General features: G+C 69.8%; 12 protein-coding genes and 1 tRNA gene. 6 read left to right on the top strand and 7 right to left on the bottom strand.

The window, feature by feature from the left end; all coding sequences use genetic code 11:
• Positions 1 to 116: 116 nt before the first annotated feature.
• From IEW13_RS13975 to ku, 5 genes are all read right to left on the bottom strand, one after another.
• A complete protein-coding gene (locus tag IEW13_RS13975; RefSeq protein WP_188551542.1) occupies positions 117 to 1,670 on the bottom strand; it encodes an FAD-binding oxidoreductase in 1,554 nt (517 codons plus the stop codon).
• Positions 1,671 to 1,709: 39 nt separating this feature from the next.
• Positions 1,710 to 2,849, bottom strand: a complete 1,140-nt coding sequence (locus tag IEW13_RS13970; protein ID WP_188551541.1) for a histidinol-phosphate transaminase — start codon at positions 2,847 to 2,849, stop codon at positions 1,710 to 1,712.
• A 167-nt stretch (positions 2,850 to 3,016) separates the two neighbouring features.
• Positions 3,017 to 3,376 (bottom strand): HepT-like ribonuclease domain-containing protein, encoded by a 360-nt coding sequence (locus IEW13_RS13965; protein ID WP_229745183.1) that lies wholly within the window; start codon positions 3,374 to 3,376, stop codon positions 3,017 to 3,019.
• A complete protein-coding gene (locus IEW13_RS13960; RefSeq protein WP_188551540.1) occupies positions 3,373 to 3,831 on the bottom strand; it encodes a helix-turn-helix domain-containing protein in 459 nt (152 codons plus the stop codon). Before IEW13_RS13960 ends, IEW13_RS13965 begins: the two co-directional genes overlap by 4 nt.
• 46 nt (positions 3,832 to 3,877) lie before the next feature.
• Positions 3,878 to 4,993 carry a non-homologous end joining protein Ku gene (gene ku / locus IEW13_RS13955; protein ID WP_308420833.1) on the bottom strand — a complete coding sequence of 372 codons (1,116 nt, stop codon included), beginning with the start codon at positions 4,991 to 4,993 and terminating at the stop codon, positions 3,878 to 3,880.
• Between the two features lie 137 nt (positions 4,994 to 5,130).
• Between ku and IEW13_RS13950 the strand changes: the two genes are divergently transcribed.
• Positions 5,131 to 7,782: an ATP-dependent DNA ligase gene (locus IEW13_RS13950; protein WP_188551539.1), complete on the top strand. Its 2,652-nt coding sequence runs from the start codon at positions 5,131 to 5,133 to the stop codon at positions 7,780 to 7,782.
• Positions 7,783 to 7,919: 137 nt separating this feature from the next.
• On the top strand, positions 7,920 to 8,930 hold the full coding sequence (locus IEW13_RS13945) for a Gfo/Idh/MocA family protein (RefSeq protein WP_188551538.1): 1,011 nt from the start codon (positions 7,920 to 7,922) through the stop codon (positions 8,928 to 8,930).
• A 100-nt stretch (positions 8,931 to 9,030) separates the two neighbouring features.
• Here the strand turns inward: IEW13_RS13945 and IEW13_RS13940 are convergent, their stop codons facing one another.
• Both IEW13_RS13940 and IEW13_RS13935 read right to left on the bottom strand, forming a co-directional pair.
• Complete coding sequence (locus IEW13_RS13940; RefSeq protein ID WP_188551537.1) at positions 9,031 to 9,813, bottom strand: CPBP family glutamic-type intramembrane protease; 783 nt, start codon at positions 9,811 to 9,813, stop codon at positions 9,031 to 9,033.
• A 307-nt stretch (positions 9,814 to 10,120) separates the two neighbouring features.
• Positions 10,121 to 10,208: transfer RNA gene (locus tag IEW13_RS13935), tRNA-Ser, on the bottom strand.
• Between the two features lie 284 nt (positions 10,209 to 10,492).
• On the opposite strand from IEW13_RS13935, the gene IEW13_RS13930 reads away from it, so the two are divergent.
• The 4 genes from IEW13_RS13930 to IEW13_RS13915 all read left to right on the top strand — a co-directional run bounded on the left by IEW13_RS13930 (position 10,493) and on the right by IEW13_RS13915 (position 15,910).
• The gene (locus IEW13_RS13930; protein ID WP_188551536.1) at positions 10,493 to 12,229 is read left to right on the top strand and encodes an ABC transporter substrate-binding protein; all 1,737 of its coding nucleotides are present in this window, start codon (positions 10,493 to 10,495) and stop codon (positions 12,227 to 12,229) included.
• A complete protein-coding gene (locus IEW13_RS13925) occupies positions 12,214 to 13,164 on the top strand; it encodes an ABC transporter permease (protein ID WP_188551535.1) in 951 nt (316 codons plus the stop codon). The genes IEW13_RS13930 and IEW13_RS13925 overlap by 16 nt, the downstream gene beginning before the upstream one ends.
• A 134-nt stretch (positions 13,165 to 13,298) precedes the next feature.
• On the top strand, positions 13,299 to 14,105 hold the full coding sequence (locus IEW13_RS13920; protein WP_188551534.1) for an ABC transporter permease: 807 nt from the start codon (positions 13,299 to 13,301) through the stop codon (positions 14,103 to 14,105).
• Positions 14,102 to 15,910 carry an ATP-binding cassette domain-containing protein gene (locus IEW13_RS13915; RefSeq protein WP_188551533.1) on the top strand — a complete coding sequence of 603 codons (1,809 nt, stop codon included), beginning with the start codon at positions 14,102 to 14,104 and terminating at the stop codon, positions 15,908 to 15,910. Before IEW13_RS13920 ends, IEW13_RS13915 begins: the two co-directional genes overlap by 4 nt.
• Positions 15,911 to 16,002: the final 92 nt, after the last annotated feature.

Genomic DNA, 16,002 nt, shown 5'->3' with positions numbered 1-16,002 from the left:
GTCGTTCTGCTGCTGAGTCACCAGACGAGTGTACTGGCCACCGCTCCCGCCGCCCGATGCGTCGTGACGGCAGTGCGGGGCCGCTGCTGAGGGCCCGAGGCCGCGGTGGCGGCGGTTCAGAGCGCGGCGAGCATCTTGCCGGGATTCAGGATGCCCCGCGGGTCTAGGGCCTGCTTGACCTGCCGGTGCAGCGCTCGGGCGCTGTCGTCGAGTTCACGTGCCAGCCAGCGGTTCTTCAGGTGGCCGACGCCGTGCTCGCCGGTGATGGTACCGCCGAGTTCCAGGCCGAGTGCCATGAGCGCGTCGAAGGCGGCGTCGGCGCGGCGGACGGCGTCGGGATCGGCGGCGTCGAAGAAGATACCCGGATGCAGATTGCCGTCACCGGCGTGACCGGCGCAGGAGATGACGACGTCGTACTCGCGACGGACCGCCGCGACCCCGGCATAGAACTCCGGCAGGGCGGTGACCGGGACGCAGAGGTCTTCCACCAGGTCCCCGCCGCCGTTGCGGGCGGCGAACAGCTCTGCCGCGGCGGATACCTGCCGGCGGATGTGGATGAGTGCTTCGCTGTCCTCGGGGTCGTCGCTGTAGACCACCTCGGTGGCGCCATGCTGCTCCGCCAGGCCCGTGAAGCGCTCCAGCTGGGCGGCGGCGTGGGCGTCGTCGGCCTGCATGAGCAGGATCGCCCCCGCCTCGGGGTCCAGGCCGAAGTCCCCCAGCTCGTTGAGCTGGTAGATGGTCTGGGCGTCCATGAACTCCAGCATGGACGGCTGCAGGCCGCTGGACATCACGGCGGTGACGGTGCGGATGGCGTCCAGTTCCGCGCCGAAGACGGCGATGGCGGTCAGCGGGTCCGGCAACGCCGGCACCAGCCGCACCGTCGCCTCCACCACCACCCCCAGCGTGCCCTCCGACCCGATGAACAACCCCCGCAGATCCAGCCCCGCCACACCCTTAGCCGTCCGCGCCCCCAGCGTCGTCAGCGAGCCATCGGCCAGGACCACCTTCAACGAACGGACATAGTCCCGCGTCACGCCGTACTTCACGCAACACAGACCCCCCGCGTTGGTGGCGATGTTCCCGCCGATGGACGAGATCGCCACCGAACCCGGGTCCGGCGGATACGCCAGGCCATACCCGGCCAAATGATCCTTCAGGTCCTGATTGATCACGCCGGGCTCGACCGTCGCGGTCCGCTCGGCCGCGTCCACGTGCAGGATCCGGTTCATCCGGGAGACATTGAGCAGAATGCACCCCGGCACCGCATTCGCACCACCGGCCAGACCGGTCCGGGCACCCTGCGGGACGACCGGGATACCGTGTTCGTGGGCGAAGCGGAGCGTCGTCTGCACGTCTTCGACAGTCTCGGCCCGCACGAGCGCGGACGCGGCGCCGAGGGGCTCGCACAGGGCGTGATCGGCGGAATACGACTCCAGCACAGCCGGGTCGACGCTCAGGATGCCGGGGCGACTGAGCACCGCGGCGAGTTCGCCCCGGTTCCAGTCCGGAGCAGGCGCCGCCGGCAGCGCGGAGACGGGCGGGCCGGCGTCGCCCGCCCCGGGCCGCTCCGTCCGGGTGCCGGCGGTCGTCCCGGTGCCGGGGCCGGCCGCTGCGGCCGGTTCTCCGGCGGCCTGGGTTTCCTGGGCGGTCCGGGTGTTCTGGGCGTCCATGCCTTCGACGATACCGCCCTCGACGTCGATGGCGACGGCTCAGGCCCGGCCGGGCACCACCACGTCCGCGAGCGCCGGATGGCCTTCGGGAATCCGGCCGCGGAACTCCCGGGCCAGGCCGAGGAACCGTTGCAGGCCCGGCTCCTCGCCGATGGTGACCCGCACGCCGTCATCGAGGTTCCGCACGCTGAGCGCATGGTCAGCGCAGTAGTCCTCGAACGCCCCGGAATGCTCCGCCAGGGGAAGCCAGACGAAGTTCCCCTGCGCTTCCGGCACGCGGTAGCCCAGGTCCCGCAGTTCCTGCGCGATCTGGTCGCGGCGGGCACTGAGCGCGGCTGCGCGAGTTCTGACCGCATCGGCGCATCGCAGCGAGGCCAGAGCGGCCATCTGCGCCGCCGCAGAGACGCCGAACGGCATCACGGTCTTGGTGAGCGCCTCGATCACCCGGGGGTGCGCGACCGCATAGCCGATCCTCATCCCGGCCAGGCCGTGCGCCTTGGAGAAGGTGCGCAGCAGGACGAGATTGGGCCAGCGGCGTTGCAGCTCCAGGCCGTCGGCGGCGTCGGGGACGGTGACGTACTCCAGGTACGCCTCATCCAGGACGACGATGACGCCCGCCGGCACCTGCCTCATGAACTCCTCCAGTTCGGCGTGCCGCAGGGCGGGTCCGGTGGGATTGTTCGGGCTGCACAGGAAGACCAGGCGGGTGCGCTCGCTGAAGGCGGCCGCCATCGCCGGCAGGTCCAGGCGCGCGTCCGCGGTGAGCGGGATCTCCAGTCGGCGGGCGGCCGCCATGCCGGTCACTTGCGGGTACATCTCGAAGCTGGGCCACGGGTAGATGGCCTCGTCGCCGTCGTCGCAGGTGGCCTGGACGATCGCGTTGATCAGCTCGGAGGAGCCGGTGCCGAGGATGAACCAGTCGCGGGGACGGTCCAGCAGCCGGGAGAGTTCTCCGATGAGGACCGTGCCGAAGGTGTCCGGGTAGAAACGGGGCTCGCGGCCGGCTTCGGCGATGGCGTCGAGCACCTCCGGCAGCGGCGGGGCGGCCTGCTCGTTGGAGGCGAGCTTGTACGCCGTCAGCCCGGGGACCTCGCGAGCGGGTTTGCCGGGGAGGTAGGGCGGGAAGGCATCGAGCGCCTTGCGCAGGAAGAAGGTGGGAGCGTCATCGCCGTCGTGCATGCCTTCGATTCTGACACGCGCGACGAGCAGTTCACTCATCCGGGCACCGCCGAGGGTGCTGGACCACAATGCGGCAGGCGGCGAGTGTGGCGCTGGGGACTTCGACTCGGGATCGCTCACCGGCCCAGAGGCGCGGGAACCGTGCGGAACCCGCGGGCTGAGGCTCGTCACGAAGCGCCATTGTCGCGGAACAGCCGTTCTATCAGTGCGGGGATGCGGCGCTGGAGAGCGGCGAAGACCAGCCGGTCATCGACATTGTCGTAATGGTGGGCGATAAGGTTGCGCATCCGCCCTATCGCCACCCAGTCGACATCCGGATACTCGGCTTTGAACTCAGGCGGCAGCTTCTCCACGACGGTGGCCACCTGCACCACGATGTGACGGCCGTTGTTACGCAGAACACGGCCGTAGGAGCTGTCTTCGAGATAAGCAGCTGCGCCCAGTTCCACCGTGTAGGCGGCATCGTCGGCAAAACGCTGGAGATCCCGCAACCGGCGCCGCAGCCGGTCGTCTCGAGAAGCGGTCACAATGCCACCGCTTCTTCCCGGGCGCGGTCCAGCACGGCGCTCTCGCCGCGGGCATCAACGATCTCCACCTTCACCGTAAGAAGATCCGTCAACTCGTCTTCCAGCGCCAAGAGGTCCACGATGTCATGGGAATCGGTGAAATCCACGAGCAGGTCCAGATCCGAGGACTCGTCGTCGTCCTTCCTGGCGACTGATCCGAACACGCGCGGGGCCTCGAGGCCGAAACGCGTGAACACCTCGCGCACGTGGTCCGCGCACGCCTCAAGCGCGACCGAGGGTTTCACGGCAAGCGCTTCGTCCAGAGCTGCACGCGTGCGTCCGGACGGCTGCCGGTGGTTCCGCTCGATCACCGCGATCAGCGGCTGGGCTACCCCGGCGCGCCGGGCGAGTGCCCGCTGGGAAAGCCCCAGCATCTCTCTCCTCCTGCGTACCAGCCGCCCATAGTCCACACCCATAGCCCCACGATAACCCCGTCTGTTATCACATGGAAGCACTCGGCGCTCAGCTGGCCTTCTTCGGCCCCTTCGAACTCGCGGACTTCCCGGAGCTTGTCGAAGCCTTCGACTTCGACGAGGTGGACCCGGACGATTTCGAGCCGGACTTGGCCGAGGACTTCTTGCCGGAGTTGCTCTTCGCTCCTGCTGCGCTCTTCTTAACGCCAGCGCTCTTCCCGGAACCGCCGCTCTTGCCGGAACTGTCGCTGCCGGAGCCGCCGCTCTTCTTAGCGCCTCCGGCTTTCCCAGACGAGGACTTCTTCCTCGCCCCGGAGCCGGCCGATTCACCGGAGCCTCCCGAGCCGGATGCTCCCGAGCCGGATGCTCCCGAACGCCGGCCACGGCGTGAATCGACGCTGCGCTTGAGCGCCTCCATCAGATCGATGACATCGCCGTCGCCCTCATCCTCGTCGACCTCGCCGAAGGTGGCCTCCGTGTCGATGTCCTCACCATGCTCGAGCTTCTCCTCGATCAGCGTCTGCAACTGCTCCTGGTAGGCGTCCGTGAACCGCTCGGGTTCAAAGTCCTCGGAGTACGCCTCTACCAGCGAGGCGGCCATCTCCATCTCCTTCTTGCTGATGCGCGAGCTGGGGATGTCGAAGTCCGCATCCCGCATCTCATCCGCCCAGCGCATGGTCTGCAGCACGATCACGTCGTCACGCACCCGCAGCGCCGCCAGCCTCGTCTTGGACCGAAGGGTGAACGTCACGATGGCCACGCGGGAGGCCTCTTCGAGGGTGCGCCGCAGTAGCACATACGACTTGGACGACTTCGAGGCAGGCTCCAGGAAGTACGACTTGTCCAGGATCATGCTGTCGATCTGCTCTTCCGGGACGAACTGCTCCACCGCGATCTCGCGGCTCTCGTCGGCCGGCAGCTCGGCGAGCTCCTCCTTGGTGATGACGACCGTCTTGTCGCCGTCGTCGTAGGCCCGGTCGATGTCGCCGTAGTCGATCACCCGGCCGCAGACCTCGCATCGGCGTTCATAGCGGATGCGCCCGCCGTCCTCATCGTGCACCTGATGCAGCGAGACGTCGTGGCTCTTCGTCGCGGAGTACAGCTTGACCGGCACGCTCACCAGCCCGAAGGAGACCTCGCCCGACCACAGTGCCCGCATCGCCATCACCTTCCTCCAGCGCGCTCACGCCTGACTCCATCAGAACACACCCGGGGCGCCCTGTTGAAGGGTGCCCGGCAGTCGGTAGCCTGAGTGAACCGCTGCTGGCAAAGGCGACCACCGGCGGCAGGAGGCGAGAGCCCATGGCGACACGGCAGACGGTCACCGTCGACGGCCATCGGCTGCGGGTGACCAACCTGGACAAGGTGCTCTACCCGGTCACCGGCACCACCAAACGCGATGTGCTGGCGTACTGGCAGGCGGTGGCGGCGGTCATGATCCCGCATGTGGCGCGCCGGCCGGCCACCAGGAAGCGCTGGCCCGACGGCGTCGGCACCGACGAGCACCCCGGAACCCCGTTCTTCCGGAAGAACCTTGAGGACTCCGCACCGGACTGGGTGCCCCGGATGGAGCTGGAGCACTCCGACCACACGAACGTCTACCCCCTCGTGGAGCATCCCGCCGTCCTGGCGTGGTTCGGGCAGGTCGGCGCCTTAGAAGTCCACGTGCCGCAGTGGAGGTTCGGCGAGGACGGCTCCCCCGGCGCCCCAGACCGGCTGGTGCTGGACCTCGACCCCGGTCCTGGCGTGGAGCTGCCGCAGATCGCTGAGATCGCGCGCTGGTGCCGGGAGATCCTGGACGATATGGGCCTGGCATCGATTCCGGTCACCTCCGGGTCGAAGGGCATCCACCTGTACGCGGCACTGGACGGGACGTACACCTCGCAGCAGGTCTCCGAGGTGGCGCACGAGCTGGCCCGCTCGCTGGAGGCGGATCACCCCGACGAGGTGGTCAGTGAGATGAAGAAGTCCCGCCGCACGGGCAAGGTGCTCATCGACTGGAGCCAGAACAACCGCAACAAGACCACGGTGGCGCCGTACTCGCTGCGTGGCCGCAGCCACCCGAACGTCGCCGCGCCTCGCACCTGGGAGGAGCTGGAGGACCCCGGTCTGGCGCAGCTGGACTATCAGCAGGTGATGGAGCGGGTCGCCGACGGTTTCGATCCGCTCGAAGGCTTCGGTGCGGCAGGGGCTCCTGAGGGTGGGGGCAGCGGTTCCCCGGCCCCGGAGGGCACCGGCTCTCGCGGCTCCTCGAAGGCGGGCGGCGGCGATCGCGTCGGGCGGAAGGGGTCCCCGAAGAAGAACACCGGCGGTAAGAATGCCACTCGGCCCGGCGGAGAGGAGACACCGCCGCAGGACTCGCTGAGCGTCTACCGGTCAAAACGCGATGCCTCCCGTACGCCCGAGCCGGTGCCCCAGGAGTCTCCCTCCGCTGGGGAGGACGATCCCATCTTCGTGATCCAGGAGCACCATGCCCGGCGGCTGCACTACGACACCCGGCTGGAGCATGACGGCGTGCTGGTGTCCTGGGCAGTGCCGAAGGGACCGCCGCTGCGTTCGGGCACCCAGCGTCTGGCGGTGCAGACCGAGGATCATCCGATGGAGTACGCGACGTTCGAGGGCCGCATCCCGAAGGGCGAGTACGGGGCCGGAGAGGTCGGCATCTGGGACTCCGGCACCGTGGAAATCGAGAAGTGGGAGGACGGCAAAGTCGTCGCGGTCCTGCACGGGCAGCCCGACGGCGGGCTCGGCGGACGCCCCAGGCGCTACGCCCTCATCCGCACGGACGACGAGAGCGGCTGGATCATCCGCCTGACCAAGGACCAGCCGGAGGCCCGCGGCGGCTCCCGGCCCGGGGGACGGGACAAGCGCAAAGACACGGCGGACACGGCGGCCACCGGCGCGTCCTCAGCCACGCGGTCCCCCTCCCGCCGCCGGGACGCATCGGCGGACCGGAACACATCGGCGCAGGCCAGCGTGCCGGATCCGTTGCCGCAGCCGATGCTCGCCACCGCCGGATCCGCCGCCGATGTCCGCCGGGACGACTGGGTCTTCGAGGGCAAATGGGACGGGTACCGGGTGGTCGCGGGTATCGGCGGGGACGGCGTGGAGCTGCGCAGCCGCAACGGAACGGACCTGACCGGCACGTTCCCGGAACTGGCTGAACTATCCGAGCTGGTTCCGCCGGGCACCGTGCTGGACGGCGAGGTGGTGGCGCTCGGTCGCGGAAGCCGGCCCGATTTCGGCTTGCTGCAGATGCGCGGGCGCCTGACCTCCGCCCGCGAGGTCGAGCAGGCGATGTCCCGGATCCCGGTGTACTACATGGTCTTCGACGTGCTGCACACCGCCGAGCACGGCAGCCTGCGCCGCGAGCCGTACACCGAGCGGCGGGCCGTGCTCCGCGATCTGGTGAACGAGGGCGCGCATGTGCAGGTGCCCGGCGATCTGGGTGACTCGCTGGACGACGCGCTGGACACCAGCACGGAGCTTCAGCTGGAGGGGGTCCTGGCCAAGAAGGCCGGCAGCGTCTACCGGGCCGGGCGGCGCTCGCGGGACTGGATCAAGATCAAGACGGAGAACCACCAGGAGGTCGTCGTGATCGGGTGGCGCCGGGGCAAGGGCAGCCGTTCCCGCAGCCTGGGCTCGCTCCTGGTCGCGGTGCCGGGTGACGACGGCCGGCTGCACTACGCCGGCAGGGTCGGGACGGGGTTCGGTTCCGATGAGCTCGACGAGCTGCGGGCGACCCTGGAGAAGATGACCCGGAAGACCGCGCCCGCAGAGGGCGTGCCCCGCGAAGACGCCTCCGACGCCACCTGGGTGAGACCGAAGTTCGTCGGGGAGGTGAAGCATTCCGGCCGCACCCGTGACGGCCGCCTCCGCCAGCCGGTCTGGCGAGGCTTCCGACCGGACAAAACGCCCGATGAGGTGGCATGGGAGGCCCCGGCGGAGGGGTGAGGGGGCCGAGCGGGCACGGGATCGTTGGCGTGAGGGGCTGCTCATGAGAGACTGACCGCGCCGATCGCGATGGTGCGATCGCGCCTGGGTACCGGCCCGCCGGACGCTCAGTCTTCCTGAAAGGACGGGCCAGACCGATGGCATCACTACGCTGGGGCATTCTGGGGACAGGCTTCATCGCGAGGACCTTCGCCCGCGATCTGCTGCTGGCGGGGCTCAGCGTCACCGCAGTCGGTTCCCGGTCCGATGAGGCGGCCCGCGCCTTCAGCAGCGCGCTCGGCGGTCAGGAGGTCACTGCCCACGGTTCGTACAGCGCCCTGGTGAACGATCCGCGGGTGGACATCGTGTACGTGGCCACGCCGCATCCGATGCACGCGGAGCATGCGGCCCTGGCACTGACAGCCGGCAAGCATGTGCTGCTGGAGAAGCCCTTCACCATGAACGCCCGCGAGGCCCGCGCCGTGGTGGAGCTCGCCGGGCGTCACGGGCTGCTGGTGCAGGAGGCGATGTGGACGCGTTTCCTCCCGCATATGGCGTATGTGCGGCAGGTCGTCAGCAGCGGCGCCCTGGGCGAGCTGCGCACCGTGGTCGCCGATCACGGCCAGCGCCTGCCCGGCAATCCGGACCACCGGGTGAACGATCCCCGCCTGGGCGGGGGTGCCCTGCTGGACCTCGGCATCTACCCGCTGTCCCTGGCCTGGGACCTGCTGGGTGCCCCGGCAAGGATCCAGGCCGATGCGACCTTCAGCGCGCTGCACGTGGACGACCAGACCTCGGCGGTGCTCAGCTACGACAGCGGGGCGCAGGCGGTGCTGCACTGCGCGAAGACCGCAGCGTCGCCTACCACCGCCACCATCGTGGGCGTCGACGCCCGGCTGGAGGTCGATGGCATCTGGTACGGGCCCTCCACGGTGCGGCTGGTCGACGCCGCGGGGACGGTCGTTGACAGTTTCGACGGCATCGGTCCCGGCCGGGGCCGAGGCCGCGGCATGCACCATCAAGCGCTCGCCGTCGAAGCGGCTCTCCGCGAGGGGCGGACGACGACGGAGGAACTACCCGCCGAGGAGTCCATCGCGATCATGGAAACCCTCGACACCATCCGCGCGCTGATCGGCCTGCGCTACCCCGGCGAGGAGCTGTCCGGCTGAGCCGCCTGGCTCTGGTCGCCGATGTGACCTGAACAGGATGCCCCGCGAACAGCGACCAGGGGCGTGACACGCTGCGCTGCGCGGAGCCCCGTCTTCTCTCTCAACCCCCGGCAGATGATGGCTGCTTGGCATCACTCACGGGTCTCGCAGATCTCCTTCTCAGAAGCCAGGCGAGTGAGAGCATGCATGCCATTGACAGGCCGCTCACGGTCACCAGAACCACAGTCTGCTCAGCGCCTCCTTGCACCAGTTGCACTGCGGACACCGGTACCGCGTGCGCGAAAGCCGCCGCCCAGACGCTGCCGCCCCGGTCCGCCAAAGCGGCCAGAAGCGGCGCCCAGGCCAGGAGGCTGACCGTACTGGCCAGCAGCAGCGGCACCGGCATGCTGCCCTGGGCCCAATAAACCGCGTGCAACGGAAAGTGCCAGAGCATCCAGATGACGCCGATCAGCAGCGAGGAACGCCAGAAACCGAGACTTCGCAGAGCGGTCTGCATATGCCCACGCCAGAACGCCTCCTCCCCCACAGTGCTCAGAACGAACACGAGGCCACCGCCCAGGATGAGAGTCGCCGCCGAGACCACCATCGGCCACGGCACCAACGAGACCGGGGTGAACAACGCTGTGAGCAAGGCCGGCAGGATGAGGACGACTGCCATGACACCCACCGCCCAGCCATAGCTCTTGAGGACACCGCGCCAGCCGCCAGGGCGCAACCGCCACCACTGGGCCCAGGCGCCGCCCACCGGCACGAGAATCAAGGCCGTGAGACCTGCCGCCGCCGGTATCCAGCGACCGGCCAGAAGGAGCCAGCCAGGCACATCGGCGCCGGTCAGCAGGAACGGAAGGCAGAGTGCCGTGATGCCGAGGAACGAGAGGCCCACGGCCACAGTGAGGTGAAGAAGCAGTCTCCGGCTCAGTCGGGGGACAGCGGGACTCGGGAATTCGCTTGTGCTCATAGCTCTAAGCCAACCTGGAGAAAGGCGTCGCCGATACCCGGTTAACCTCCGGCGGCCAAAGGGAAAGCCAACGGTGTCGCTGCGGGGTGTCCCCTCTCAAGCACGCTACCGGTACGAAGCAGAGTAAAAGGGCCAGGACATGTCGTCACCGATGATGACGTGACCGCGTCAGCGAGGTCACGCCATGCCGCCTGCCCTATGTATCTGCAGGCGAGCAACTGTCATTGCAAAGCGGAGGCGCAGGGATTCGAACCCTGGGTAGGGGGTTACCCTACAACGGTTTTCAAGACCGTCACATTCGGCCGCTCTGTCACACCTCCAGGTCCCGGCACGGCGCGCCGGAGCACAGGGCCGCGGGACCGTCTGTCATTGTCCCATGGGCACGCGGCCACTCCAAGCCGCCCGCCGACGCAGCCGGCCATCGCCCTGCTTCGCGGTGACCGGCTCCACATGACGCTGCATGACGCAGCTGGGTCCCTTCCGGCATGACGTCACTCACAAACGGTGGAGTACCCCTGGGAGGTTCCTTAGAATCGTCGCTTAGCCCCGGCCCGCGAAACAGCCGCCCGCCGGAGGCACCGCATACGGCTCAGGAAAGGTCCCCATGACCCGCCTCGACGATGGCACCAGCGGCATCGGCGCCGCTTCCGACACCACCACGCACGCATCCCGACGCCTCTTACGAGTCCAATCATCGCCCTCGCGGCACCGTCCACTGCGCCGCGCCGCCGTCGGCGCCACCGCCATCGGCGCCCTCCTGCTGGCCGCCTGCAGTGGCGGCACCGGCACCGGCAGCGAAGCCGAGGGCCCGGTCGAGGGCGGCACCCTCGTCTACGCCTCCGGCGATGCCGAGCCGACCTGCCTGGACCCGCACGTCGGCGGCAACTATCCGCAGGCGCTCGTCGCCACCCAGTACCTGGAGCAGCTCACCGCCCTGGACGAGAACCGCGAGCCGGTGCCGTGGCTCGCCGAGAGCTGGGAGCTGGCCGAGGACGGCCTGGCCCTGGACGTCACGGTGCGCGACGACGTGACCTTCACCGACGGCACGCCGCTGACCTCCGAAGCGGTCGCCGCCAATATCGCGCATCTGCAGGATCCCGAGACCGGCTCCTCCACCGGCTACCTCGCCCTGGAGAAGGTCGAGGACGTGGAAGAGGTGGACGAGCGCACCGCCCGCATCCACCTGAGCGAGCCGGACAGTGCCCTGCTGGAGAACCTTGCCATGCCGTGGCTGGCCATCCAGTCCCCCGCCGCCCTGGAGCGCGGCATGGAGGAGAACTGCGCCGCCCCCGTGGGCACCGGACCGTTCACCGTGTCCGAGTGGAACCGCCAGGAGTCCATCGTCCTGGAGCGCAACGAGGAGTACACCTCGCCCGACCCGGCAGCGGAGAACACCGGTCCGGCCCGTCTGGAGCGGATCGAATGGCGTTTCATCCCCGAGGCGGCCACGCGCTACTCCGCGCTGGCCTCCGGGGAGGTCCACGTCATCGACAACGCCCAGCCGGACGCCATCTCCCGCGCGGCCGAGGACGATGCCATCGCGCACATCGACGCACCGCGCCCCGGCGCCAGCAACCGGATCGAGCTCAACGCCGGGCAGGCGCCGTTTGACGACGACCGTGTCCGCACCGCGTTCATCCGCGCCGCCGCCGTGGACGAGGGCATCGAGTCGCTGTTCTTCGGCACCGCTGAGCGCTCGTACTCTGCGCTGTCGTCGATCGAACGTCACGTCCACGCCGACCCGGCGCCGTTCGGCACCGACCTCGAAGAGGCCGCCGCGCTGCTCGACGAGGCCGGCTGGACGGCCGGTGACGACGGCGTGCGCACCAAGGACGGCGAGCGCCTGACCCTGCGGTTCCCGGTCAGCACCAACCAGTCGATTCCGGCTGAGATCTCCCTGTTCGAGCAGATCCAGGCCGCCGTCGCCGAGGCCGGTTTCGACGTCCAGATCCAGCAGCTGGACCTCGCCTCCTGGTACGAGGCCCTCGCGAAGAACGAGTACGAGCTGGTCAGCGCGCCGTACACCCGCACCGGACCGGACGTGCTGCGGGTGCTGTACCACTCCGACGGCATCGAGCCGGCCCCCAGCGGGTACTTCGCCAACCACGCCCAGCTGGACGACCCGCAGCTGGACGAGCTGCTGGACGAGGCTGCCCGCACCGAGGACGAGACCGAGCGCGGTCAGCTGTACCGCCAGGCCCAGGAGATCATTCTCGGCGGGCACTACATCCTGCCGCTGTACGACCAGCAGAACCACTTCCTGCATCGTGCCGGGCTGCACGGGGTGCGCACGCTGGCGGTGTCCACGCCGACGTTCGTGGATGCGTGGCTGGAGGACTAGCGCCTGCCCTGACCGCACGTGCCGGGCTGCGTGTGCTCGGCGCGGTCTTCGTGCTGTGGGCGGCGGCGACGATCACCTTCTTCGCCGTCCGGGCAGTACCCGGCGACCCAGCCGAGACGATCATCGGCGGCCCCGGTTCCCAGGCCGGGGAGGAAGCCCTCGCCGCGGCGCGCGCCGAATACGGCCTGGATCTGCCGTTGTGGGAGCAGTACCTCCGCTACCTGGGCGGTCTGCTCAGCGGTGACCTGGGCACCTCCTATGCGCTGCGTGCCCCCGTCACGGAGGTCATCGGCGAGCAGCTGCCAGGCACCCTGGCTCTGGCCCTCACGGCGCTGCTCCTCGGCTGGGCACTCGCGCTGCTGCTGGTCCGGCAAGCGGCCCGCGGGGGCCGTGTGTCCCGGGTGCTGGGCACCATCATGGAGGTGACTGCCGCCGCGCTGCCGCATTTCTGGCTCGGCGCGGTGCTGATCCTGGTCTTCGCCACGACGCTCGGCTGGCTTCCCTCGGTGAGCACGCCGGATCTGCCAGGGCTCATCCTGCCGGCGCTGACCCTGGCGATCCCGCTGGCGGGTTTCCTGGGGCAGGTGATGCGGGAGAGCGCCGATGACGCCCTCGCCTCGACGTTCGCGCTTTCCGCCCGGGCGCGCGGAGAATCCCCGGCCGGACTGTTCTGGCGGCACGTGCTCCGGCACGCGGTGCTGCCTGCCGCCAGTCTGAGCGGCTGGGCGTTCGGCACGCTGATCAGCGGGGCGGTGATCGTGGAGACGCTCTTCGCCCGACCCGGCTTGGGGCGCACGCTGTTCCTGGCCGTGCAGGGCCGCGACGTCCCCGTGGTGACCGGGACAGTGCTGGTCGTGGCGCTGGCGTACGTGCTCATCACCTTCGCCGGTGATCTGCTGGAGATGCTGGTCGATCCCAGGAGGAGGCGGGTATGAGCGACTCGCACGGTCAACGGTCGCGTCCGCCTGAAGAAGCACCAGAGGCCCCTCCCGCCGACATGCGACTACCGACTGGACCGAACCGAGCTACCGAGACCGGGAGAGACGGTGCGCTTCCGGCCTGGCGACGGATGCTGCGCCGGATCCGTCTGGTCGAGCTGGCCTCCGCTGTGATCTTGCTCTTGTTCGTCGCTGCTGCCGTGGCCCCGGGTCTCCTCGCGCCCGGCAGTCCGCTCGCGGTGAATCCCGTCGACGCCTTCCAGCCGCCGTCGTGGGCGCATCCTTTCGGCACGGACGAATCGGGCCGGGACGTGTACACCCGGGTGGTGCACGGCGCCCGCCCGTCTCTGCTGATCGGGGTGGCCGCCACCGCGATCGGCCTCGTCCTGGCGCTGGTCCTCGGCGCCGCGGCGGGGCTCGGCCCCCGGTGGCTGGACTTCACCGCGGGCCGGGTGACCGAGGTGTTCTTCGCCTTCCCGGGCATCTTGCTGGCGTTGCTGCTGATCGCTCTGACGGGTCCGAGTCCCGTGGTGGCGACGATCGCGGTGGGCCTCTCGGTGGCACCGGGGTATGCGCGCATCATCGGCGGGGAGTTCCGCCGCGTCCGCCAAGCCGGGTACGTCGAGGCCGCGGTGCTGCTGGGACACGGCTGGTGGCGCAGGTTCACCGGCCACATCCTGCCCAATGCGCTCGGCAGCGTCTTCGTGCTGGCGACGCTGGGACTGGGCCAGACCATCGTGTGGGCCTCCGCGCTGAGCTTCCTGGGGCTGGGCACTCCCCCGCCGGCGGCGGAATGGGGCGCGATGCTGGCCGCCGGCCGCACGTATCTGGAGGTGGCCCCGTGGCTGACCATCGCGCCGGGCACCGCCATCGTGCTGGCCGCGACGGCCGCCACTCTGCTGGGCCGCTCGCTGGAGCAGAGGGTGAGGGAATCATGAGCCGGGACAGCGACCTCCTCGTCGACGTCCGGGACCTGCACGTCTCGTTCCGCGGGGTGCCGGCCGTCCGTGGTGTGTCCTTGCAGGTCAGTCCCGGTGAGGTCGTGGCGCTCGTCGGGGAGTCGGGCTCGGGGAAGAGCGTGACGGCACGCGCTCTGCTGGGCTTGGCGGGGGGAACTGTCTCCGGGACGTCCTCGGGAGTGGATGTGCGCGCCGCGCGGCTGCGTGTCGCCGGGGTCAATGTGCTGGCCGACGCGACCCGCGCCGATGGCACGGTGCCGGACGCTGCGAGTGCCGGCCGACGTCCCGGCAGCCACGGAAACGGAGACCTCGGCCGCTCAACTGGTCCGGCCCGCGAACGCGAACCGTCGCGGCTGAGGCGGGTCTTGCACGGGGTGACCGAAACCCGCGGCGCACAGCTGGAGCGGCGCCTGCGGGACCTGCGCGGGAATCGCGTGGGTTTGGTGGCTCAGGATCCGTTCGCGGGGCTGGACCCGTTGCGTCCGGTGGGCCGTGAGATCGCCGATGCACTGCGCCTCCATACCGGGCTGGACGCCGGGGCCCGGCGGCAGCGAGTGGTTGAGCTGCTCACGCGTGCCGGGGTGCCCGAGCCCGAACTGCGCGCGGGTCAACGGCCGGGCGAGCTCTCCGGCGGGCTGCGGCAGCGGGTGCTCATCGCCGCGGCGATCGCGGCTGAGCCGGACCTGCTGATCGCCGATGAACCCACGACCGCCCTGGATGCGACCGTGCAGGCGGGGATCCTGAAGCTGTTGGCCTCGTTCGCCGATGAGGGTCGCGGCGTTCTGCTGATCAGCCACGATCTGGCCGTGGTGGCGCAGCTGGCCAACCGGATCCTGGTGATGCGCGAGGGGCAAGTGGTCGAGGAAGGGCCGGCGACGAGGGTCGTCTCCGCGCCCGGGCACTCGTATACCCGGATGCTGCTGGACGCCGTACCGGCGGAGCGGCCACGTCGAGCCGCGCCGGAGCAGCCGGCTCCCGGCGTCACGGTGCCGGGTCCTGATGCTGTGGCGCCGGATTCTGGCGAGCCGGCTCCCGGAGAGCCGCCGTTGCTGCGGGCACGGGACATCCACGTGTCGTTCCGGTTGCCCGGCGGCAGGCGCCTGCAGGCGGTGGAAGGCGTCTCGGCGGAGCTCCGGCGCGGCAGCAGCCTGGGCATCGTCGGCGAGTCCGGTTCGGGGAAGTCGACCTTCGCGCGGGTTCTCCTGGGCCTTCAACGGCCGGACTCCGGCACCATGGAACTCGCGGGCGAAGCCTGGGTACCGGGTCCCGAGAGCCGCCGGCGATCCCGGCGCCGGCGGATCGCCGCGGTGCCGCAGGACCCCTTCGGGGCGCTGGACCCGCGATGGACGGTCGGGAAGACGCTCGCCGATGCGGCCGGGGCGCGCAGCGAGGTCCCAGCACTCCTGCGGCGAGTGCGGCTGACCGAGGAGATCGCCGCCAGGCGGCCGCGGAACCTGTCCCCCGGTCAACGGCAGCGGGTCGCCATCGCCCGGGCCCTGGCGCAGCGACCCGAGCTGCTCATCGCCGATGAACCACTCTCCAGCCTGGACGTGTCGATCCAGGCCCAGGTGCTGGACCTGCTGGACGAGCTGCGAGCCGAACTGGGGCTGAGCCTGATACTCGTCTCACACGATCTGGGCGTGGTGCGGGCCGTGACCGACGACGTCATGGTGATGCGAGACGGCCGGATCGTGGAACACGGCCCCACCGAGGAGATCTTCAGCCACCCGGGGGAGCCCTATACGAAAGCGCTCGTCGCAGCGGCACCGCGGCTGCGCGGATAGCGCAGACGGGCTGCTGGCGCGGCACGCACCGGGGTGGGCGCCACGGTTGCGCACGCACCGGGGTGAGCACCACGGTTTCGTTCCGCGCACCG

It is taken from the genome of Sediminivirga luteola (assembly GCF_014639315.1).
Lineage (GTDB): Bacteria > Actinomycetota > Actinomycetes > Actinomycetales > Brevibacteriaceae > Sediminivirga > Sediminivirga luteola.
Note: the sequence above shows the minus strand (reverse complement) of the source record. Positions and strands in the feature narration are given on the sequence as shown.

Excerpts from the sequence above, each read along its gene's own strand:
- IEW13_RS13950 (WP_188551539.1), top strand. The coding sequence starts at position 5,131 with ATGGCGACACGGCAGACGGTCACCGTCGACGGCCATCGGCTGCGGGTG.
- IEW13_RS13930 (WP_188551536.1), top strand. The coding sequence starts at position 10,493 with ATGACCCGCCTCGACGATGGCACCAGCGGCATCGGCGCCGCTTCCGAC.
- IEW13_RS13915 (WP_188551533.1), top strand. The coding sequence starts at position 14,102 with ATGAGCCGGGACAGCGACCTCCTCGTCGACGTCCGGGACCTGCACGTC.
- IEW13_RS13945 (WP_188551538.1), top strand. The coding sequence starts at position 7,920 with ATGGCATCACTACGCTGGGGCATTCTGGGGACAGGCTTCATCGCGAGG.
- IEW13_RS13975 (WP_188551542.1), bottom strand. The coding sequence starts at position 1,670 with ATGGACGCCCAGAACACCCGGACCGCCCAGGAAACCCAGGCCGCCGGA.
- IEW13_RS13960 (WP_188551540.1), bottom strand. The coding sequence starts at position 3,831 with ATGGGTGTGGACTATGGGCGGCTGGTACGCAGGAGGAGAGAGATGCTG.
- ku (WP_308420833.1), bottom strand. The coding sequence starts at position 4,993 with ATGGCGATGCGGGCACTGTGGTCGGGCGAGGTCTCCTTCGGGCTGGTG.
- IEW13_RS13970 (WP_188551541.1), bottom strand. The coding sequence starts at position 2,849 with ATGCACGACGGCGATGACGCTCCCACCTTCTTCCTGCGCAAGGCGCTC.
- IEW13_RS13920 (WP_188551534.1), top strand. The coding sequence starts at position 13,299 with ATGCTGCGCCGGATCCGTCTGGTCGAGCTGGCCTCCGCTGTGATCTTG.